The following is a 17,439-nucleotide window of genomic DNA, read 5'->3' as shown; positions in this document are numbered from 1 at the left end:
GGATCAGCGCGCCAGGAACTCCAGCAGCGCCTCGGTGAAGACCTTCGGCTGCTCGATGTTCGCCGCGTGCCCGTCCTTCTCGATGACGAGGGAGTCGCCGCGCGGGGCGAGCGAGGCAGCGGCGGCCGCGTGCTCGGCCGGCCAGAACTCGCTCTCGCGCCCGGCGACGAAGAGCACCGGCACGCTCGTCCGTGGGATCACCGGCCGCCAGTCCGCCTTCGCGTGGTCGTTCAGCAGCCGCCGCTCGGTCTCGGTCAGCTCCCGGCGCTCGCCGCCGCCGAGTGCCTTCAGCAGCCGCGCGATCCGCACTGGCCCCTTGGACGCGACACTCCAGCGGCCGGGATCCGGGATCGTGGTCGCGAAGAGGGTGTCGCGGTTCGCCTCGGTGTAGTCGTAGAAGCCGTAGGGCCAGTCTTCGCCGTTGAGCATGCGCGGCGTCTGGTCGACGATCACGATGCAGTCGATGCGGCTCTCTCCGGCGCTCTCGTCGGTGCTCTCGTCGGCGCTCTCTCCGGTGCTCTCTCCGGTGCTCTCGTCGGTGCTTCCCGCCGTGCCTCCCGCGGAGTCCGCCAGGAACGCCCAGATCGAGTTCCCGCCCATCGACCCGCCGACCAGTGCCGCGCCGCGCAGATCCAGGTGCCGGAGCAGCTGCGCGAGATCCGCGCCGTGCCGGAGCATCGTCGCGCCGGCCTCCGTCCGCTCGGACAGCCCGTGCCCGCGCCGGTCGAACGAGATCACCCGGTAGCCGGCCTCCGCGAGCGGCCCCTGCTGCGGCTTCCAGCTCGTCGCCGGCGCCTTGAACCCGGCGATCAGCACCACCGGCCGCCCGGCCGGGTCGCCCTGCTCGGTCCAGCTCAGCCGGACCCCGTCGTCCGTGGTGAAGTCCGGCATCGTGGCCCCTCGTCGCTCTCGTCGCGGCCTGCTCCGGCCGCTCCCCGCCACGCTAGTGCGACGGGAGGCGCGCGTCGCCGCCCGCGGGGACCCACTCGCGATCAGGCCTCCTCGAGCACGCTCCGCACCGCGTCGTTGGCCTCCCGCCACTCCTCCGGGTCGGCCTCCTCCCAGAGCTCGGTGAGTTCGCTGCCGGGCGAGTCGGCGGCGGCCAGCGCGGCGAGGGCCAGTGCGACGAGCTCGTCGTCGGGTCGCCCGGCGCGCTGCACGAAGTGCGCGATCGTCTCGGCGTGCGGACCGCCCTCCCGGCCGAGTCCGCGTGCGACCACCTCGGCGGCCGCGATCGCGAGGGTCGCCGCATCCGCGTCCACCTGCGTCGGCGAGACCGCGGCGTCCAGCGCCTCGCGGACGTATTGCCAGTCGCCGGCCTCGTCGAGCTCGTAGACCCAGTCGCTCGCCGTGTCGTTGCCGAACGGCTCTCCACTCCATGCACCCATGGCCCGACGCTACGCCGACGCGCGCGCGGCCGCATCGCCGACGCTCCGATCGATCCGTCGGAGAAGCACCTGTCGACGCGCGCGACACCGCCGTTCGCGACGGATCGACCCGGGAGGTCGCGCTGCCGGGCCCGCGGATTGCCCGTTCCGCGTTCTCCGGGCGTTCACCACGGCGAGCTCCCGGCGCGTGACCCGGCTCGCCCGCACTGGGTAGGCTGTACTGCTCCGTCGTCGAGGGGGAGCGGTCGCGGAGGAACGATGGGCAAGAAGCGCAATCAGGGACGATCCGGGAACGGGCGCTCCGGCGGCTCCGGCGGCCAGGGCGGCGGCCGCACGGCCGAGACCGCGCTGATGGTGCGGTTCCGCAGCTGGTACCGGTCGCACCTCGCCGACGTCGCCGTCCTGCACGAGCACCTCGACGTCGACGAGGCCGTGGAGGTCCTCACCGACCTCTTCGCCATGACCCGCGACCTGCGCCCGCGCGGCTCGTTCGCCCAGCCCGACGCCGAGCTCCTCGAGGCCGTCTTCGACCAGATCGAGGCCGACCTCTCCGGCGAGGAGAGCGAGGCCGACCTGGACGACACCCTCTTCACCGTCGCCGAGGTCGTCGAGCACTTCCTCGACTTCCTCACCGACGAGGACCTCTGGACCGGCACCGACGAGGAGCTCGACGAGTGCCAGGCCGTGCTCGACGAGGTCCTCGACCTCGCCGGCTCCTTCGTCGAGGCCGTCCTCGACGACCTGCTCGAGGTCGAGGAGATCCCGGACGCCGAGATGCTCTCCGCCGCCCGCGCCACCGCCCTCGTGCACGCCGCCGACGTCGTCGTCGAGCACCTCGCCGGCGCCGACGGAGCGACGATCTCCGAGCGCGCCGCCCGCGAGATCGTGGTCGAGGCCGGCGTCGCCTCCGCCGGCTCGTCGCCGAGCGACGACGCCGTCCGCATCCCGGTCTCCGCCTGGTGGGACGCGCTGGTCGCCTCCGACGTGCTCGACGCCGACGGCTCCACCGCGGGCCTCGGTGACGCCGCGCCGGCCTGGCGCAGCTCCGAGGCGCGCGAGGCCACGGTCGAGCGCATCGCCTACATCGCCCGCTTCATCGAGCTCTGGCTCGTCAGTGCGCAGGAGGCGCTCGCCGCCGCCGACACCGAGAACGGCGCGTTCTCGCCGCGCGAGCGCGCGATCACCACCACCGACGCCGTCCTGGCCCGGATCGCGGTCGCCTGCCAGGCGCAGATCCACGAGGGCCTCGTCGTCGGCGAGCTGGTCGACGAGCTCGCCGCCGAGCTCGACGTCTCGCTCGAGGACGCCCTGGACGAGCGCGAGCGGATGGTCGGCGCGGCCGAGCGGATGCTCGACGACGCCGCCGAGCTCGGACTGCTGCTGCACTCGCCCGAGTTCGGCTACGTGCTCCCCGAGGGCCTGCAGCCGGTCCTCGCCTCGGTCGTCCGCGCGAGCATCGTGCTGCTCGGCGCCCGCGACGCCACCCGCCTCGAGATCCTCGACGAGGCGACGGAGGACACCGACTCCGCCTACGCCCTGCACGTGTCGCTGCTCGGCACCAAGCCGGTCGTCTGGCGCCGGCTCGAGCTGTCCTCGGAGTCGTCGCTGCGCGATCTGCACCTCGCCCTGCAGCTCTCGCTCGGCTGGACCGACGCGCAGCCGCACTACTTCAGCGTCGGCGTGCCCGACGAGGAGCAGGCGCCGATCGGCTCGCCGGCCGACGCGGAGGAGCTCGGCTCCGGCCTCGTCGACGAGGGCGGTGTCGCGCTCGCCGAGGTGCTCGAGAGCGTCGGCGACGAGCTGTTCTACGTCTACGACCTCGAGGACGAGTGGCGCCACGTCATCCGCCTCGAGTCGGTGTCGCCGCTCAGCGCAGCCCTGCCGCGCTGCACCGGCGCGCGCGGAGCCGCTCCGCTCGACGCGCCCGGCGGCCCGGCCGCCTGGGCCGACACGGTCCGCGCCGCGACGGACCCGTCGTCCGCCGACCACGCGGAGGCACTCGACGCCCTCGGGCTCGCCCCGGAGGCGGCGTTCGACCCCGCGAGCGTCGACGTCGACGGCATCAACCGCTCGCTCGGCCTGCTCCGCGCGGCGGTCTGACCGGTCCGCGCCGCAGAGCGTCAGCCGAGAGGCCCCGTCATCGCCGATCGCGGCTGACCGGGCCTCTCGGCTGATGCTGTGTCGTCAGTTCCCCGTCACGGGGTGAGCAGCAGCTTGCCGATGTGCCCCGAGGCGGTCATCCGCTCGTGCGCCCGCTCGGCCTCGACCAGCGGGATCACCTCGTCGACGACCGGTCGCACCGTCCCGTCCGCGACGAGCGGCCAGACGCTCTCGCGCACCGCGGCGACGATCGCGCGCCGCTCCTCCAGCGGCCGGGCACGCAGCGTCGTGGCGTGCACCGCCGCGCGCTTGCGCATCAGCGTCCCGATGTCGAGGGAGCCCTGCGCGCCGGACTGGTTGCCGATGAAGACGACGCGGCCGCCGAGCGCGAGCGCCTCGACATCGCGGGCGAGGTAGTCGCCACCGACCGGATCCAGGATCACGTCGACCCCGCCGTCCGTCTCAGCGGCGATCCGCTCGACGAAGTCCTGCTCGCGGTAGTCGATCAGGATGTCCGCGCCGAGCGCCCGGCAGGCGTCGAGCTTCCGCGGGCTGCCGGCCGTCACGGCGACCCGGGCGCCGATGGCCGAGGCGATCTGGATCGCGGTGGTGCCGATCCCGCTGCCGCCGCCGTGGATCAGCACGGTCTCGCCGGCGCGGAGCCCCGCGACCAGGACCAGGTTCGACCAGACGGTCGCGGTCGTCTCGGGCAGCGCGGCGGCCGAGATCAGGTCGACGCCCTCCGGCACCGGCAGCAGCAGCCCCGCGTCGACGACGACGTGCTCCGCGTAGCCGCCGCCGGAGAGCAGCGCGCAGACCTCGTCGCCGTGTGCGACCGTCGTGACGCCCTCGCCGAGGCCGACGACCGTTCCGGACACCTCCATGCCGAGGATCTCCGACGCTCCGGCCGGCGGCGGGTAGACGCCCGCGCGCTGCCCGAGGTCGGCGCGGTTCACGCCCGCGGCGGCCACGCGGAGCAGCACCTCACCGGGTCCGGGGGAGGGGGTGGCGGTCTCCTCGAGCACGAGGCGGGAGTCGGGGCCGGGGTTCTCGACGCGGATCGCAAGCATGCCGCGATGCTACGCCGCGCGCCTCCACGGGCGGTCCGGTCCGATCCGCAGGTGATCCGGCGCTCCGCCGGCGCCTCTGCGCGGACGAGAGCGCGCTCCCGCCGGGATCGCCTGCGGATCGCACGCAGGCGTCAGGCGTGCTCCGCCAGGAACGCCAGCACCGCGTCCTTGAACGCCCGCGCCGGCACGGTGCTCGTGTGATCGCGGCCCGGGACGCTGACGAAGCGCGCGCCCGCCTCCTCCGCCAGCCGCGCCCCGCCGGGCGCGATCGGGTCGGCCCCGCCCGTCACCATCAGCGTCGGCAGCTCCGGGTGCGCGCCGAGCTCCGGATGCGCCCCGCCGCGCACCCCGTCGGCCACGGCCACCAGGGCGGCCAGGTCGTTCCCGGCGACGCCCTCCGCCATGCCGATGAACGCGCGGGTGAACCGGTCGTCGATCTCGCCGCCGTCGGCCACCCGCGCACGCGCCGCCGCCGCATCGAAGTGCCGCAGCGGCTCGCCCACCGTGAGCCCGCCGAGGCTGAGCGTCGCCAGCAGCTCCGGATGCTCCAGCCCGAGCACCCAGCCCATCCGCGCGCCGAGCGAGTAGCCCAGGTAGTGCGGAGCGATCAGGTCGTAGGTCTCGATGACCCGCACGAGGTCGGCGACCATCAGCTCGACCCCGTAGGCGCCGGCCCGGTGCGGCTTCTCGCTGGCGCCGTGCCCGCGCTGATCGAGCGCGACGACCCGGTATCCGGCGCGGCTGAGGGTCCGCAGCCAGCCCGCCGTCTCCCAGTTCAGCACCGCGTTCGACGCGAACCCGTGCACCGCCAGCACGGTCGGCGCCCCCTCGTCGCCGAGCGCGTACGTCGCGATCCGCGTCCCGTCATCGGCGACCACGGACACGGGCGAGGGGAAGGCGATCGGCGTCACCCCACCACCCTGCCATCCCGCGAGCGCCTGCTCCTCCGCGCTCCGCGGTGTCCGGGCCGGCGAGCCCGGTGTCGGACCCTCGGTAGGCGACGAGCCTGCGTCCTACGCCATCCACCCCGCGAAAGCTGCTAGCAAGCCTCGCCTCCACAGCCATGTGCGTATGGTGTGCGAATGACGGAGCCAGAGCACTCGAGTACCCGGCGGAACCGGAGGTCACTGTACGGGGAGCACACGCCGTGGGGCTTCCTCGCGATCCTGTTCGTCGGGATGACCATCGGCGGCGCCGTCGCCAGGGCCGCCGGCGTGACCGATTCCCTGAACATCGCGTCGATCTGCGTCTCCGTCGTGACGACTCTTCTCGTCAGCCGACTGGTGCTCTTCCTCCGGCACCGCAGGCGCTGATCGCAACCGTCGGTGACCGCTGTCGAGGTCGTGGAACAGGACGTCGAATCGCCGTCAGCGCACCGGCCGGGAGGAGCGGACGGACGGCACCGCGATGACGAGGCGGACGCTCCGGCCGCGTCCCGAGCGGACGCCGAGCACGACGCAGAGGACGAGGTGGCTCAGCTGCCGGTCACGGCGACGACGCCGTTGCGATCGCTCCGCCGATTCGGGCGAGCGGACTCCGAGAGAGGCGTGATCGCGCGCCAAGTTCGCGCAAGCGCTCCTGACTTCGGTGGTTTCACAACCATTTCAGTATGGTTCTCAGATGGGTGAGGCAGAGCAGCCGAAAGACGAGCCGAAGCGTGACCCGATATGGGGAACACGCACACCGTGGGGATTCTGCGTGACCGCCTTCGTCGGATCATGGTGCGGCGGCGCCATCTCCCGAGCAGTCGGAGCGATCGACCCGTGGACAGTGGTGATCAATTCCGTCTCCATCGCGATCACGTATTTCATCTGCCGTGCAGTGCTCACCCTTTGGCGCAGTCAGCGCCGATGACACAATCCAGGAAGGTACTCAATGAAGAGCATTCGAACGACACTGACAGTGGTGGCTGTCTGCGCGGCGACCCTCAGCGGAGCCCCCTTCGCCGCAGCATCGGCCGCGGCGGAAGCACCAGCACAGGTGCGGTCCAGCGGACATGTCGAGCTGACCGTGAAGCGAGCGACCGACTCGACCATCACCTTCGACGTCGGCGGTGGAGCCAGGCCAGTGACGTCGAAGGACGGCCGTGTCCGCATCACCGATGGGAGCGTCACCTCGGAGGCCCTGCCCACCAGGATCGGCGCCGCCAACGGGCAGACCGTGAGCGGCAGTTGGACCGTCGACGACTCGGACACGATGACCTTCCACTTCACGCCGTTCGAGATGCGGCGAGCCCTTGCTGGAGTCGCGGTGGCTGGGGCTCTCTCGAGCGACTGGACCTCGAAGGAGTGGGGTCACTGCGTGGCGAAATCGGGAGTCAATGCCGCCGTGCTCGGGGGCCTCGGCGGTGCGATCACCGGGGCGGGAGCGGTCGTCACGGCGACAGGAGGCTTGATCTTCGGAATCCTCGGCGGCGCGCTCAATTGCTGAAGCCCCGGCGGAGGGCCATGTTCGGCTCGCTCAGCGCACCGGCCGGGAGGAGCGGACGAACGGCACCGCGATGACGAGGCGGACGCTGCGGCCCCGTCCCGAGCGGATGCCGAGCACGACGCAGAGGACGAGGTTCAGCACGAAGAGGCCGAGGATGGCCGCGATGGTGAGGGTGGGCCAGCCGCCGCCCCAGGTGTCGCGGACCGAGACGAGCGCGAGGTGCAGCGGCACGAGCATCAGCTGGAGCGCGAGGTAGGTCAGCTGCCAGTTCACGGCGACGACGCCGTTGCGGTCGCTCAGAGTGCCGCCGCGACGCCGGGCACCCCAGGCCAGCACCGTCGCCGTCACCGAGATCAGCGGGGAGAGGATCACGAAGCCTGCGATCGCCGACAGTCCGGCGAGCCAGACCGCGCGGGCCCCGCGGCCGTCGCGGCGACGGCGCAGCGTCTCGTCGTCGTCCATCCGCGGCCGCTCCCTCGCGATCGTCCCGGCGCACCGCCGGTCGTCCCAGTCTCGCACCGGCCCCCGGGAGTGAGCGGGGGGTTCCCCCTCCCGCCCGGGGGTTAGCCGGATGGGGGAGGATCCGCGTCCTCCGTAGCGTGGAGGCATCGCCGGGCGCCCCCGGCACCGCACCCCGCAGAAGGAGCACCGACCATGTCGAACGCCGAGACCACCCCGACCGCCGCCACCCCGACCGCCGCCACCACGTCCACCCGCACCACCGCCGCCGACGAGCAGCCCACCGAGGTCTACGGCTCGACCGCCGTCCTCACCGACCCGGCCCCGGAGTCGCGGCAGCAGCAGTCCGAGCAGCAGGACCCGCCGTTCGAGCGGCCCGTCGCGCAGCACCCGGCCCCCTACGGCGTCCCGCCCGTCTCCGCCGCCCCGGCCCCGTCCACCCCGTTCTCGCTGACCAGCCTCATCCTCGGCGTCACCTCCGTCTTCTTCGGCCTCACCGTCATCGCCCCCGTCGCCGGCCTCGTCTTCGGCATCCTGGGCCTCCGTCGCGAGCCGACCGGCCGCACGCTCGCGATCTGGGGCATCGTCCTCAACGCGGTGATGATCAGCCTCGTCGTGCTCTTCGTCGTCGCCCTGCTCTTCCTCGGCCTGCTCGTGCCGTTCGTCGCGATCGCGACCGGCACCGACGTCAACTGACCGGGCGGGCGCTCCCGACTCAGGTCAGGAACGCTCGCAGCAGCGCCGCGGAGGCGTGCACGTGCTCGGTCATCAGCCGGGCCGCCTCCGCCGCCCGACCGGTGAGGATCGCCGTCACGAGCGCCCGGTGCTGCTCGTCCGCGTGGGCGATGTTCCGCGGCAGCAGCGGGATGTCGTCCAGCAGGGCGTTCACCCGCGTCCGGCTCTCGGCCACGAGCGGCAGGAGCGACGGGACGCCGGCCAGCTCCGCGATCGTCAGGTGCAGCCGGGAGTCGAGCCGCCGATAGTCCTCGGGACTCGCGCCCTCGACGTCCGCGAGGGCTTGGAACAGCTGCTCCCGGTCGGCGGCGGTCAGGTCCGCGCCTGCCGCGAGCCGCGCGGCCCCCACCTCGAGGATCTCGCGCAGCGCCACCACGTCGTCGATCTCGGCCCGGTCGAAGCCGCGCCGTCCGATCGGCGCCGCCGGCAGCTCCTCCGCCACGAAGGTCCCGCCGTACCGGCCGCGCCGCACCACCAGGTAGCCCGCGTCCGCGAGCGACGCGATCGCCTCGCGCAGGGTGTCGCGCCCCACGCCGAGCTGCGCGGCGAGCTCGCGCTCGGAGGGCAGCCGCTCGCCCGGCCCCACGAGCCCGAGACTCACCGTCTGCATCAGCCGCTGCACCGTCTCCTCGAAGGCGTTGATCCGGAGCAGCCGCCGCAGGATCGCCTCCCTGGCGCTCGCCGCGGGAGCCGCCGGCCGGCCGTCCCCGTCGGCGTCCGCCTCGTCCGTCCCGGTGCCCGCGCTCACGTCGTGCTCACTCCGGGGTCACGTAGGCGGAGGAGATGCCGCCGTCGACGAGGAACGTCGACCCGGTGATGAAGGACGCGTCGTCGCTGGCGAGGAACGCGACCGCAGCGGCGAGCTCCTCCGGCTCGGCGAAACGCCCCACCGGGATGTGCACGAGCCGGCGCTGAGCCCGCACCGGGTCCGCCGCGAACAGCTCCTGCAGCAGCGGGGTGTTCACCGGACCCGGGCAGAGCGCGTTCACCCGGATGCCCTGGCGCGCGAACTGCACGCCCAGCTCGCGGCTCATCGCGAGCACACCTCCCTTCGATGCGGTGTAGCTGATCTGCGAGGTCGCCGAGCCGAGCACCGCCACGAACGAGGCCGTGTTGATGATCGATCCACGGCCCTGCTTCGTCATGTGCCGGAGTGCGGCACGGCAGCAGAGGTAGACCGACTTGAGGTTGACGTCCTGCACGCGCTCCCAGGCCGGCAGCTCGGTCGTCTCGATCGAGTCGTCGTCGGGCGGCGAGATGCCCGCGTTGTTGAAGGCGATGTCCACCGAGCCGTAGGCGTCGACCGCGGCCTGGAAGAGCGCGTCGACCTCCGCCTCGCTGGTGACGTCGACCCGGACGAACATCCCGCCGAGCGCCTCCGCGACCTCGGTGCCGCGCGCGACGTCGACGTCGGCGATCACCACGCGCGCCCCCTCGCGGGCGAAGCGCGTCGCGGTGGCGAGGCCGATCCCGCTGGCGCCGCCGGTGACGACGGCGACCTTGCCGGCGAGGCGCTGCGTGAGGTCGATCGGGGTGGTGTCGAGGGGAGGGAGAGCCATGGTGCGGCCTTTCACGGGAGGGTGCGGGGGTGGAACGGAGCGGGTCAGTCGGCCGCGAAGAAGATGTTCTTGGTCTCGGTGAAGCCGAGCGCCGCGTCGGGTCCGAGCTCGCGGCCGAGCCCGGACTGCTTGAAGCCGCCGAAAGGGGTCGAGTAGCGGACCGAGGAGTGCGAGTTGACGGACAGGTTGCCGGCCTCGACCGCCCGTGACATCCGCAGCGCGCGGCCGAGGTCGCGGGTCCAGATCGAGCCGGAGAGGCCGTAGTCGGTGTCGTTGGCGAGCCGGATCGCGTCGGCCTCGTCCTCGAAGGGGAGGACGGAGACGACCGGGCCGAAGACCTCCTCGCGCCAGACCGGGTCGCCGCTCGAGGGCAGCAGCACGGTCGGCGGGAACCAGAAGCCGGGGCCGGCGGGGGCCGAGCCGCGGAACGCGACGGGTGCTCCCTCCGGGACGAAGGCGGCGACACGCTCGTGGTGCGCGGCCGAGACCAGCGGGCCCATCTCGGTCGCCGCGTCGCGCGGATCGCCGACCACGACTCCCTGCACGGCCGGCTCGAGCAGCTCGAGGAAGCGGTCGAGGACGCGCCGCTCGACCAGGATCCGGCTGCGGGCACAGCAGTCCTGGCCGGCGTTCTCGAAGACGCCGTACGGGGCGGTGCTCGCGGCGCGCTCCAGGTCGGAGTCGGCGAAGACGATGTTCGCGCTCTTGCCGCCGAGCTCGAGCGTGACCCGCTTCACCTGGTCGGCGCAGCCCGCCATCACCCGCTTGCCGACGCGCGTCGAGCCGGTGAAGACGACCTTGCGGACCAGCGGATGGGTCACGAAGCGCTCGCCGACGACGTCGCCCCGGCCGGGCAGCACCTGGAAGAGGCCCTCCGGCAGTCCGGACGCGAGGGCCAGCTCGGCGAGGCGGAGGCTCGTCAGCGGCGTCCACTCGGCCGGCTTCAGCACGACGGCGTTGCCCGCGGCGAGCGCCGGTGCGAAGCCCCAGGAGGCGATCGTCATCGGGAAGTTCCACGGCGTGATGATCCCGACGACGCCGAGCGGCTCGTGCACCGTCACGTCCAGCCCGCCGGCGACCGGGATCTGCGCGCCGAGCAGGCGCTCCGGAGCGGCGGAGGAGTACTCGAGGACGTCGCGGACGTGCCCCGCCTCCCAGCGCGATTGCGTGATCGGGTGACCGGAGTTCCGGGTCTCGAGCTGCGCCAGCTCCTCGATCGCACCGTCGACGGCGGCGGCGAATCGGCGGAGGGCGCGGGCCCGGTCGAGCGGGGCCAGCGCCGCCCAGCCGCGCTGCGCCGCGGCCGCGCGCTCGATCGCGGCGTCGACGCTCGCGAGGTCGGCGAGAGCGACCTCGTCGAAGGCGGCTCCCGTCGAGGGGTCGACGAGGGTCTGCACGGTCGTCCGCGCGGTGGTCGTCTGCGGGGTCGTCGTCTGCGGGGTCATCGGTGTGCGTCCTTCGGGGTGCTGGGGGAGGAGCCTTCAGCCGTGCCGGTGCCCGCGCGGTGCGCGAGCGCGGCGGCCACCAGGCCGGTGAAGAGGCGGGTGTCGGCGGTGTCCTCCTCCGGGTGCCACTGCACGCCGAGCGCGAAGCGGCGCCCCGGCAGCTCGAGCGCCTCGATGGTGCCGTCGGCGGTCCGCGCGGCGACCTCGAGGCCGTCGGCGACCCGGTCGACCGCCTGGTGGTGGTAGACCTGCGCGACCACGGCGTCCTCGCCGAGCAGTCCGCGCAGGCGCGACTCCGGCTCGACCGCGACGTCGACGTGCGAGAACACGCCGCCGCCCGCCTGGTAGCGGCGGTCGCCGACCACGTCGGGCAGGTGCTGGTGCAGGGTGCCGCCCAGCGAGACGTTGAGCAGCTGCGCACCGCGGCAGATGCCGAGGAACGGCAGGTCGGCCTCGAGCGCGGCGGTCATCAGGTGGTCCTCCCACGCGTCGCGCTCGGGGCGGGGCGCGTCGGTCTCCGGGTGCGCCTCCTGGCCGTAGCGGGCGGGGTCGATGTCCTTGCCGCCGCAGACGATCAGCCCGTCGAGGCGCTCGACGACGGCACGCGCGGTCTCCGCCGAGGCGGGCTGCGGCGGCAGGAGCAGCGCGACGCCGCCGGCCCGCGTCACCGAGTCGATGTAGTTCGCGGGCAGGAAGGACGCCTCGACGTCCCAGACGCCCGAGACGGCGCGCTCGCGGTAGGTGGTGAGCCCGATGATCGGACGCGGGGCGACGGGACCCTGCTCGGAGTCCGTCCGCAGGTCAGAGCCGCTCAAAGCCGCGCACCCTCTCCCAGTCGGTGACGGCGGCGTCGTAGGCGGCGAGCTCCACCCGGGCGTTGTTCACGTAGTGGTCGACGACCTCGTCGCCGAAGGCGGCCCGGGCCAGGGCGGAGGACTCGAACAGATCGGCGGCCTCGCGCAGCGTCGTCGGGACGCGCGGCGCTCCGGAGCCGTAGGCATTGCCGGTGCAGACGTCCTCGAGCTCCAGCTCGTTCTCGATGCCGTGCAGCCCGGCGGCGACGAGCGCGGCGACGGCCAGGTACTGGTTGACGTCGCCTCCCGGAACCCGGTTCTCGACGCGCATCCCGGCGCCGTGGCCGACGACGCGCAGGGCGCAGGTGCGGTTGTCGAGACCCCAGGCGACCGCGGTCGGCGCGAACGACCCGTCGACGTAGCGCTTGTAGGAGTTGATGTTCGGCGCGAAGAAGAGGGTGAACTCGCGCAGCGCGGCGAGCTGGCCGGCCAGGTAGTGCCGGAAGAGCGGCGACATCCCGTGCTCGCTCTCCGCATCGGCGAAGACGGGCGTGCCGTCGGTACCGCGGAGGGAGAGGTGGATGTGGCAGGAGTTGCCCTCGCGCTCGTTGAACTTGGCCATGAAGGTCAGGCTCTTGCCGTGCCTGTCGGCGATCTCCTTCGCCCCCGACTTGTAGATCGAGTGGTTGTCGCAGGTGACGAGGGCGGCGTCGTAGCGGAAGCCGATCTCCTGCTGGCCGAGGTTGCACTCGCCCTTGATGCCCTCGCAGTACAGGCCGGCGCCCTCCATCGACACCCGGATGTCCCGCATCAGCGGCTCCATCCGGGTCGAGGCGAGCAGCGCGTAGTCGATGTTGTAGTCGCTGGCGGGCGTGAGGCCGCGGTAGCCCTTCGCGAAGGCCTCGCGGTAGGAGTCGTCGAACACGATGAACTCGAGCTCGGTGGCCACGAACGCCTCGAGGCCGCGCTCGGCCAGGCGGTCCAGCTGCGCGCGGAGGATCTGCCGCGGCGCCTCGCCGACCGGAGCGTCGTCGAGCCAGGTGAGATCGGCCGTGACCAGCGCGGTCCCCGGCAGCCACGGCGCGAGACGCAGCGTCGACAGGTCCGGGATCATCTTCATGTCGCCGTAGCCGCGCTCCCAGCTCGAGATCGCGTATCCCGCGACGGTGTTCATCTCGACGTCCACCGCGAGCAGGTAGTTGCAGCACTCGGCGCCGTGCGCGGCGACGTCGTCCTGGAACAGCCGCGCCGAGATGCGCTTGCCGACGAGCCGGCCCTGCATGTCGGTGAAGGCGACGATCACCGTGTCGATCTCGCCGGCCTCGATGAGGGTGTCGAGTCGCTCGAGGGTGAGCATGCCCCGCACCGGGGCGGGGTCGGCGGCACGGCGTCGATCGGCGGCACTGCTCTCGGCGCTGACAGGTGCCATGGGATGCCTCCGGGGGTCACTCCGCCGGGTGGCCGGACGAGGCCGCATGGTCGGATCGGGGTCCATTGAAGCACAGCCGCTGATCCCGAGGGAGTGAGGTTGGCGCTGGTGGCGCGGGATGCGCGTCATCCCTCCGGACCTTCGGATCGCGCCGTTCACACCGTCGTAACGCCATCGGGCTTCCCAGCGTCCATTGAGGTCCCTATGCTCGGACCACCCGAGCCGAGGAGACCCGATGGCAGAGCAGACGAAGCAGACTCCGACGAGCAAGGGTGCGAGGCGCCCGGCGGCGTCCGGGCCCGACTCCGCGAACGTCACCAGCACCGCGGGGGTGACCTACCGCGAGGCCGAGGCCGGCTACTTCGAGAAGCGCACCCTGCGCCGCTCCGCGGGCGTCTGGGGCCTGTGGGGACTGGCGGTCGCCGCCGTCATCTCCGGCGACTTCTCCGGCTGGAACTTCGGCATCGACTTCGCCGGCTTCGGCGGCATGCTGATCGCCTTCGCCGTCCTCGTGGTGATGTACTACGGCCTCATCTTCTCGATCGGCGAGATGTCCGCCGCGATGCCGCACACCGGCGGCGCCTACTCCTTCGCCCGCTCGGCCATGGGGCCCTGGGGCGGCCTGGTCACGGGGCTGGCCGAGACCATCGAGTACGTGGCCACCACCGCCGTGGTCGTGTTCTTCTCCGCGCAGTACGCGAACGGGGTGACGAGCGAGCTGCTCGGCTTCGACCTCTCCGGCGCGATGTGGATCTGGTGGCTGGTCCTCTACATCGTCTTCGTCGCGCTGAACTCGGCGGGCGCGGCGATCTCGTTCCGCTTCGCGATCGTCGTCTCGATCGTGTCCATCGCGATCCTCCTGGCCTTCTCCGTGATGGCCCTGCTCTCGCCGGCGCTGGACTGGTCGAGCCTGTGGAACATCGCGCCGGACGCGGGTCAGACCGAGTTCCTCCCGCACGGCGTCCTGCCGATCCTCTTCGCGCTGCCGTTCGCCATGTGGTTCTTCCTCGGCATCGAGGAGCTGCCGCTCGCGGCCGAGGAGGCGCACGACCCGGTCCGCGACATCCCCCGCGCCGGCTTCTGGGCCCGCGGCACCCTGATCGTGACCGGCCTGCTCGTCCTCTTCCTCAACACGGCGCTGATCGGTTCCGAGGACATGGGCGTCTCGACCGAGCCGCTGCTCGACGGCTTCCGCGCGATGGTCGGCGACGGCGCGGCCGCCGTGCTCGCGCTCTTCGCCCTGATCGGACTGCTCGCGTCGCTGCAGGGCATCATGTTCGCCTACGGGCGCAACATGTACTCGCTCTCCCGGGCCGGCTACTACCCGCGGGTGTTCTCGCTGACGGGTAAGCGCCAGACGCCGTGGATCGCGCTCACCGTGGGCGCCGTGATCGGCTTCGTCGCCCTCGTCGTCGTCGACGTGCTCAGCCGGCTCGACCCGGACAACGCCGGCGCCGTCGCGGGAGCGATCGTGCTCAACATCGCGGTGTGGGGCGCGGTCGTCGCGTACTTCATGCAGATGGTGTCCTTCGTGCTGCTGCGCCGACGGTTCCCGAACGCGAGCCGGCCGTACCGCAGCCCGTGGGGCCTTCCGGGGGCGGTGATCGCGGCGCTGATCAACGTGCTGATCTTCCTCGGCTTCCTCTTCAACGACGCGTTCCAGCCGGCGATCATCGCGATCGCCGTGGTCTACGTGGTCATCCTGATCGGCTTCGCCGTCTGGGGCCGGAAGCGCCTCGTCCTCTCACCCGAGGAGCGCTACGCGCTGAGCGGTGGACTGCAGGCGGCGCCGAGCATCCCGGAGCCGGACCGCGTCGACTGAGCGCGGGGCGGGCGGGGGCGCCGCTGTCTCAGCCCCGGCCGCCCCGGCTGTCGTAGGCGCGGTCGAACGCGACGGGGGAGTAGCCGTCGCGCCGGACCGCGAGTGCGAGCGGAACCGCGACGGCGGCGAGCAGGACGGGGACGAGCGCGAGGACGAGGAGCAGGGCGAGCATGGGGCATCCGATCTCGAGGTGATGCTCCGAGAGTGGCCCGGTCCACTCGGCTCTGGGGAGGAGAAGAAGGGCCACCCTGCCGGTAGCGGCCCTTCGGTGGCCGCTTCGATCGGGGTGGCCTGGTCAGTGGTCGAACCGTCCGCCCGGGCGGCCGCCGCCGATCCGTCGGGAGATGGCGCGCCGGAGCGTGCGTCGAACGCCGCCGACCCGGCGGATCGGAGCCCCGGCGTAGGCTGGCCGGGCAGTTCGCGGACCCCCTGCACCCTTCGGGGCCGCACGACGACAGCGACGGAGCTGACGTGACATCCGCCTCGACCACCCTCCCCGAGAGCATCGACCCTGCGAGCAACGACCCCGTGAGCAACGGCCCGCGGGGCACCGCCCCGCAGGCCCCGCCGGAAGGACCCCCCGTGGACGCCGCCACCCGCACCGAGACCGACTCGCTCGGCCCGCTCGACATCCCGGCCGACGCCTACTGGGGCATCCACACCGCCCGGGCGCTCGACAACTTCCCGATCTCCAAGCGCCCGATCTCGATCTATCCCGATCTGGTCCGCGCACTCGCGACCGTCAAGCTCGCCGCCGCGCGTGCGAACACCGAGATCGGCAGCCTCGCCCCGGCGAAGGCCGAGCTGATCGAGCAGGCCTGCCGCCGGATCATCGACGGCGAGTTCCACGACCAGTTCGTGGTCGGCGTGATCCAGGGTGGCGCGGGCACCTCGACCAACATGAACGCGAACGAGGTCGTCGCCAACGTCGCCCTCGAGATCGCCGGGCGGCCCAAGGGCGACTACGCCTTCCTGCACCCGCTCGACGACGTGAACCGCAGCCAGTCCACCAACGACGTCTACCCCACGTCGATCAAGATCGCGATGACCTGGTCGCTGCGCCGCCTGCTCGACGAGCTCGCCCTGCTCCAGGCCGCGTTCTCGCGGAAGGCCGTCGAGTTCGGCAGCGTCCTCAAGGTCGGCCGCACCCAGCTGCAGGACGCCGTGCCGATGACCCTCGGCCAGGAGTTCCACGGCTTCGCGACCACGCTCGGCGAGGACCACGCGCGCCTCTCCGAGACGATCTGGCTGCTCGCCGAGGTCAACATCGGCGCCACCGCGATCGGGACCGGCATCACCGCCGACCCGCGCTACGGCGCCGCCGCCGTCCGGCACCTCAACGAGCTCACCGACCTCGACCTCGAGATGGCGCAGGACCTCGTCGAGGCCACCAGCGACACCGGCGTCTTCATGTCGTTCTCGAGCGCGCTGAAGCGCTCAGCCATCAAGCTGTCGAAGATCTGCAACGACCTGCGTCTGCTCTCCTCCGGCCCGCAGGCCGGGTTCGGCGAGATCAACCTGCCGTCGCGCCAGGCGGGCTCGAGCATCATGCCCGGCAAGGTGAACCCGGTGATCCCCGAGGTGGTCAACCAGGTCGCCTACTCGGTGGCGGGCGCCGACGTCACCGTGACGATGGCCGCCGAGGCGGGTCAGCTGCAGCTGAACGCGTTCGAGCCCGTCATCGCGCACTCGCTCCTGCAGAGCATCACCTGGATGACCCAGGCCTGCCTCACCCTGCGCATCAACTGCATCGACGGCATCACCGCGAACGTCGACCGGCTCGAGGCGATGGTCGCCTCCTCCGTCGGCGTCGTGACCGCGCTGACCCCGAGCATCGGCTACACCGCGTCGGCGGCCATCGCGAAGGCCGCGCTCGCCACCGGCCGCAACGTCGCCGACCTCGTCGTCGAGGCGGGCCTGATGTCCCGCGAGGAGGTCCTGCGCCTCATCTCGCCCGCCCGCCTCTCCGGCATCGAGGCGATGACCGCGGCCCTCCCGATCATCGAGCCCCCCACGGAGTAGCCCGCCCCGCCCCCTCCGCGAGATGCCACTTGTGCACGCCTTCCTCGGCGTGTCGCGCTCACAAGTGGCATCTCGCGGGGAGCAGCTGCTGAGTATCGCTCGGGCGGTTCGCACTCAGCGCCGGCGTGTCGCCATCCGCTGGTCGCGAGATGCCTCTTCGGTACGGCTCCTGCGGCGTGTCGCGTA

General features: G+C 72.5%; 18 protein-coding genes. 7 read left to right on the top strand and 11 right to left on the bottom strand.

Annotated elements, in window-relative coordinates:
- Positions 1–3: 3 nt before the first annotated feature.
- The gene (locus tag C1I64_RS10070; protein ID WP_127887104.1) at positions 4–891 is read right to left on the bottom strand and encodes an alpha/beta fold hydrolase; all 888 of its coding nucleotides are present in this window, start codon (positions 889–891) and stop codon (positions 4–6) included.
- 101 nt (positions 892–992) lie between these two features.
- The gene (locus C1I64_RS10065; RefSeq protein ID WP_127887103.1) at positions 993–1,388 is read right to left on the bottom strand and encodes a DUF4259 domain-containing protein; all 396 of its coding nucleotides are present in this window, start codon (positions 1,386–1,388) and stop codon (positions 993–995) included.
- A 258-nt stretch (positions 1,389–1,646) separates the two neighbouring features.
- On the opposite strand from C1I64_RS10065, the gene C1I64_RS10060 reads away from it, so the two are divergent.
- On the top strand, positions 1,647–3,488 hold the full coding sequence (locus C1I64_RS10060) for a plasmid pRiA4b ORF-3 family protein (RefSeq protein ID WP_127887102.1): 1,842 nt from the start codon (positions 1,647–1,649) through the stop codon (positions 3,486–3,488).
- A 95-nt stretch (positions 3,489–3,583) separates the two neighbouring features.
- Here the strand turns inward: C1I64_RS10060 and C1I64_RS10055 are convergent, their stop codons facing one another.
- Entirely contained in the window at positions 3,584–4,558 is a 975-nt protein-coding gene (locus C1I64_RS10055) for an NAD(P)H-quinone oxidoreductase (protein ID WP_127887101.1), read from the bottom strand.
- 131 nt (positions 4,559–4,689) lie between these two features.
- The gene (locus C1I64_RS10050) at positions 4,690–5,469 is read right to left on the bottom strand and encodes an alpha/beta fold hydrolase (protein WP_127887100.1); all 780 of its coding nucleotides are present in this window, start codon (positions 5,467–5,469) and stop codon (positions 4,690–4,692) included.
- Positions 5,470–5,640: 171 nt separating this feature from the next.
- Between C1I64_RS10050 and C1I64_RS10045 the strand changes: the two genes are divergently transcribed.
- The 3 genes from C1I64_RS10045 to C1I64_RS10040 all read left to right on the top strand — a co-directional run bounded on the left by C1I64_RS10045 (position 5,641) and on the right by C1I64_RS10040 (position 6,988).
- The gene (locus C1I64_RS10045; protein ID WP_127887099.1) at positions 5,641–5,871 is read left to right on the top strand and encodes a hypothetical protein; all 231 of its coding nucleotides are present in this window, start codon (positions 5,641–5,643) and stop codon (positions 5,869–5,871) included.
- A 307-nt stretch (positions 5,872–6,178) separates the two neighbouring features.
- A complete protein-coding gene (locus C1I64_RS20055; RefSeq protein WP_164874505.1) occupies positions 6,179–6,412 on the top strand; it encodes a hypothetical protein in 234 nt (77 codons plus the stop codon).
- 21 nt (positions 6,413–6,433) lie between these two features.
- The gene (locus C1I64_RS10040) at positions 6,434–6,988 is read left to right on the top strand and encodes a hypothetical protein (protein ID WP_127887098.1); all 555 of its coding nucleotides are present in this window, start codon (positions 6,434–6,436) and stop codon (positions 6,986–6,988) included.
- A 30-nt stretch (positions 6,989–7,018) separates the two neighbouring features.
- Here the strand turns inward: C1I64_RS10040 and C1I64_RS10035 are convergent, their stop codons facing one another.
- The gene (locus C1I64_RS10035; RefSeq protein WP_159422373.1) at positions 7,019–7,450 is read right to left on the bottom strand and encodes a magnetosome magnetite crystal formation protein family; all 432 of its coding nucleotides are present in this window, start codon (positions 7,448–7,450) and stop codon (positions 7,019–7,021) included.
- Between the two features lie 192 nt (positions 7,451–7,642).
- Here C1I64_RS10035 and C1I64_RS20545 point away from each other — a divergent pair, with 192 nt between their 5' ends.
- Complete coding sequence (locus C1I64_RS20545; protein ID WP_244209443.1) at positions 7,643–8,143, top strand: DUF4190 domain-containing protein; 501 nt, start codon at positions 7,643–7,645, stop codon at positions 8,141–8,143.
- Between the two features lie 19 nt (positions 8,144–8,162).
- Here C1I64_RS20545 and C1I64_RS10025 read toward each other — a convergent pair whose 3' ends face one another.
- From C1I64_RS10025 to C1I64_RS10005, 5 genes are read right to left on the bottom strand one after another with little or no spacing between them, the layout of a single operon-like run.
- Complete coding sequence (locus C1I64_RS10025) at positions 8,163–8,930, bottom strand: FadR/GntR family transcriptional regulator (protein WP_127887096.1); 768 nt, start codon at positions 8,928–8,930, stop codon at positions 8,163–8,165.
- 7 nt (positions 8,931–8,937) lie between these two features.
- Entirely contained in the window at positions 8,938–9,741 is an 804-nt protein-coding gene (locus tag C1I64_RS10020; protein WP_123447921.1) for a 3-oxoacyl-ACP reductase, read from the bottom strand.
- A gap of 44 nt (positions 9,742–9,785) precedes the next feature.
- Positions 9,786–11,186, bottom strand: coding sequence for an aldehyde dehydrogenase family protein (locus C1I64_RS10015; protein ID WP_127887095.1), 1,401 nt, complete (start codon positions 11,184–11,186; stop codon positions 9,786–9,788).
- Positions 11,183–12,001: a gamma-glutamyl-gamma-aminobutyrate hydrolase family protein gene (locus tag C1I64_RS10010; RefSeq protein WP_244209442.1), complete on the bottom strand. Its 819-nt coding sequence runs from the start codon at positions 11,999–12,001 to the stop codon at positions 11,183–11,185. The genes C1I64_RS10015 and C1I64_RS10010 overlap by 4 nt, the downstream gene beginning before the upstream one ends.
- Positions 11,988–13,337, bottom strand: a complete 1,350-nt coding sequence (locus tag C1I64_RS10005) for a glutamine synthetase family protein (protein ID WP_127888520.1) — start codon at positions 13,335–13,337, stop codon at positions 11,988–11,990. The genes C1I64_RS10010 and C1I64_RS10005 overlap by 14 nt, the downstream gene beginning before the upstream one ends.
- Before the next feature lie 307 nt (positions 13,338–13,644).
- Here C1I64_RS10005 and C1I64_RS10000 point away from each other — a divergent pair, with 307 nt between their 5' ends.
- A complete protein-coding gene (locus tag C1I64_RS10000) occupies positions 13,645–15,231 on the top strand; it encodes an amino acid permease (protein ID WP_127887094.1) in 1,587 nt (528 codons plus the stop codon).
- Positions 15,232–15,259: 28 nt separating this feature from the next.
- Here the strand turns inward: C1I64_RS10000 and C1I64_RS20050 are convergent, their stop codons facing one another.
- A complete protein-coding gene (locus C1I64_RS20050) occupies positions 15,260–15,403 on the bottom strand; it encodes a hypothetical protein (RefSeq protein WP_164874504.1) in 144 nt (47 codons plus the stop codon).
- Positions 15,404–15,813: 410 nt separating this feature from the next.
- Between C1I64_RS20050 and C1I64_RS09995 the strand changes: the two genes are divergently transcribed.
- The gene (locus C1I64_RS09995; RefSeq protein WP_208645113.1) at positions 15,814–17,253 is read left to right on the top strand and encodes an aspartate ammonia-lyase; all 1,440 of its coding nucleotides are present in this window, start codon (positions 15,814–15,816) and stop codon (positions 17,251–17,253) included.
- The last annotated feature ends 186 nt before the right edge of the window (positions 17,254–17,439 follow it).

This window comes from Rathayibacter festucae DSM 15932, from assembly GCF_004011135.1.
GTDB classification, from domain to species: domain Bacteria; phylum Actinomycetota; class Actinomycetes; order Actinomycetales; family Microbacteriaceae; genus Rathayibacter; species Rathayibacter festucae.
The sequence above is the reverse complement of the archived record's forward strand: the minus strand, read 5'-3'. Positions and strand labels throughout refer to the sequence as shown.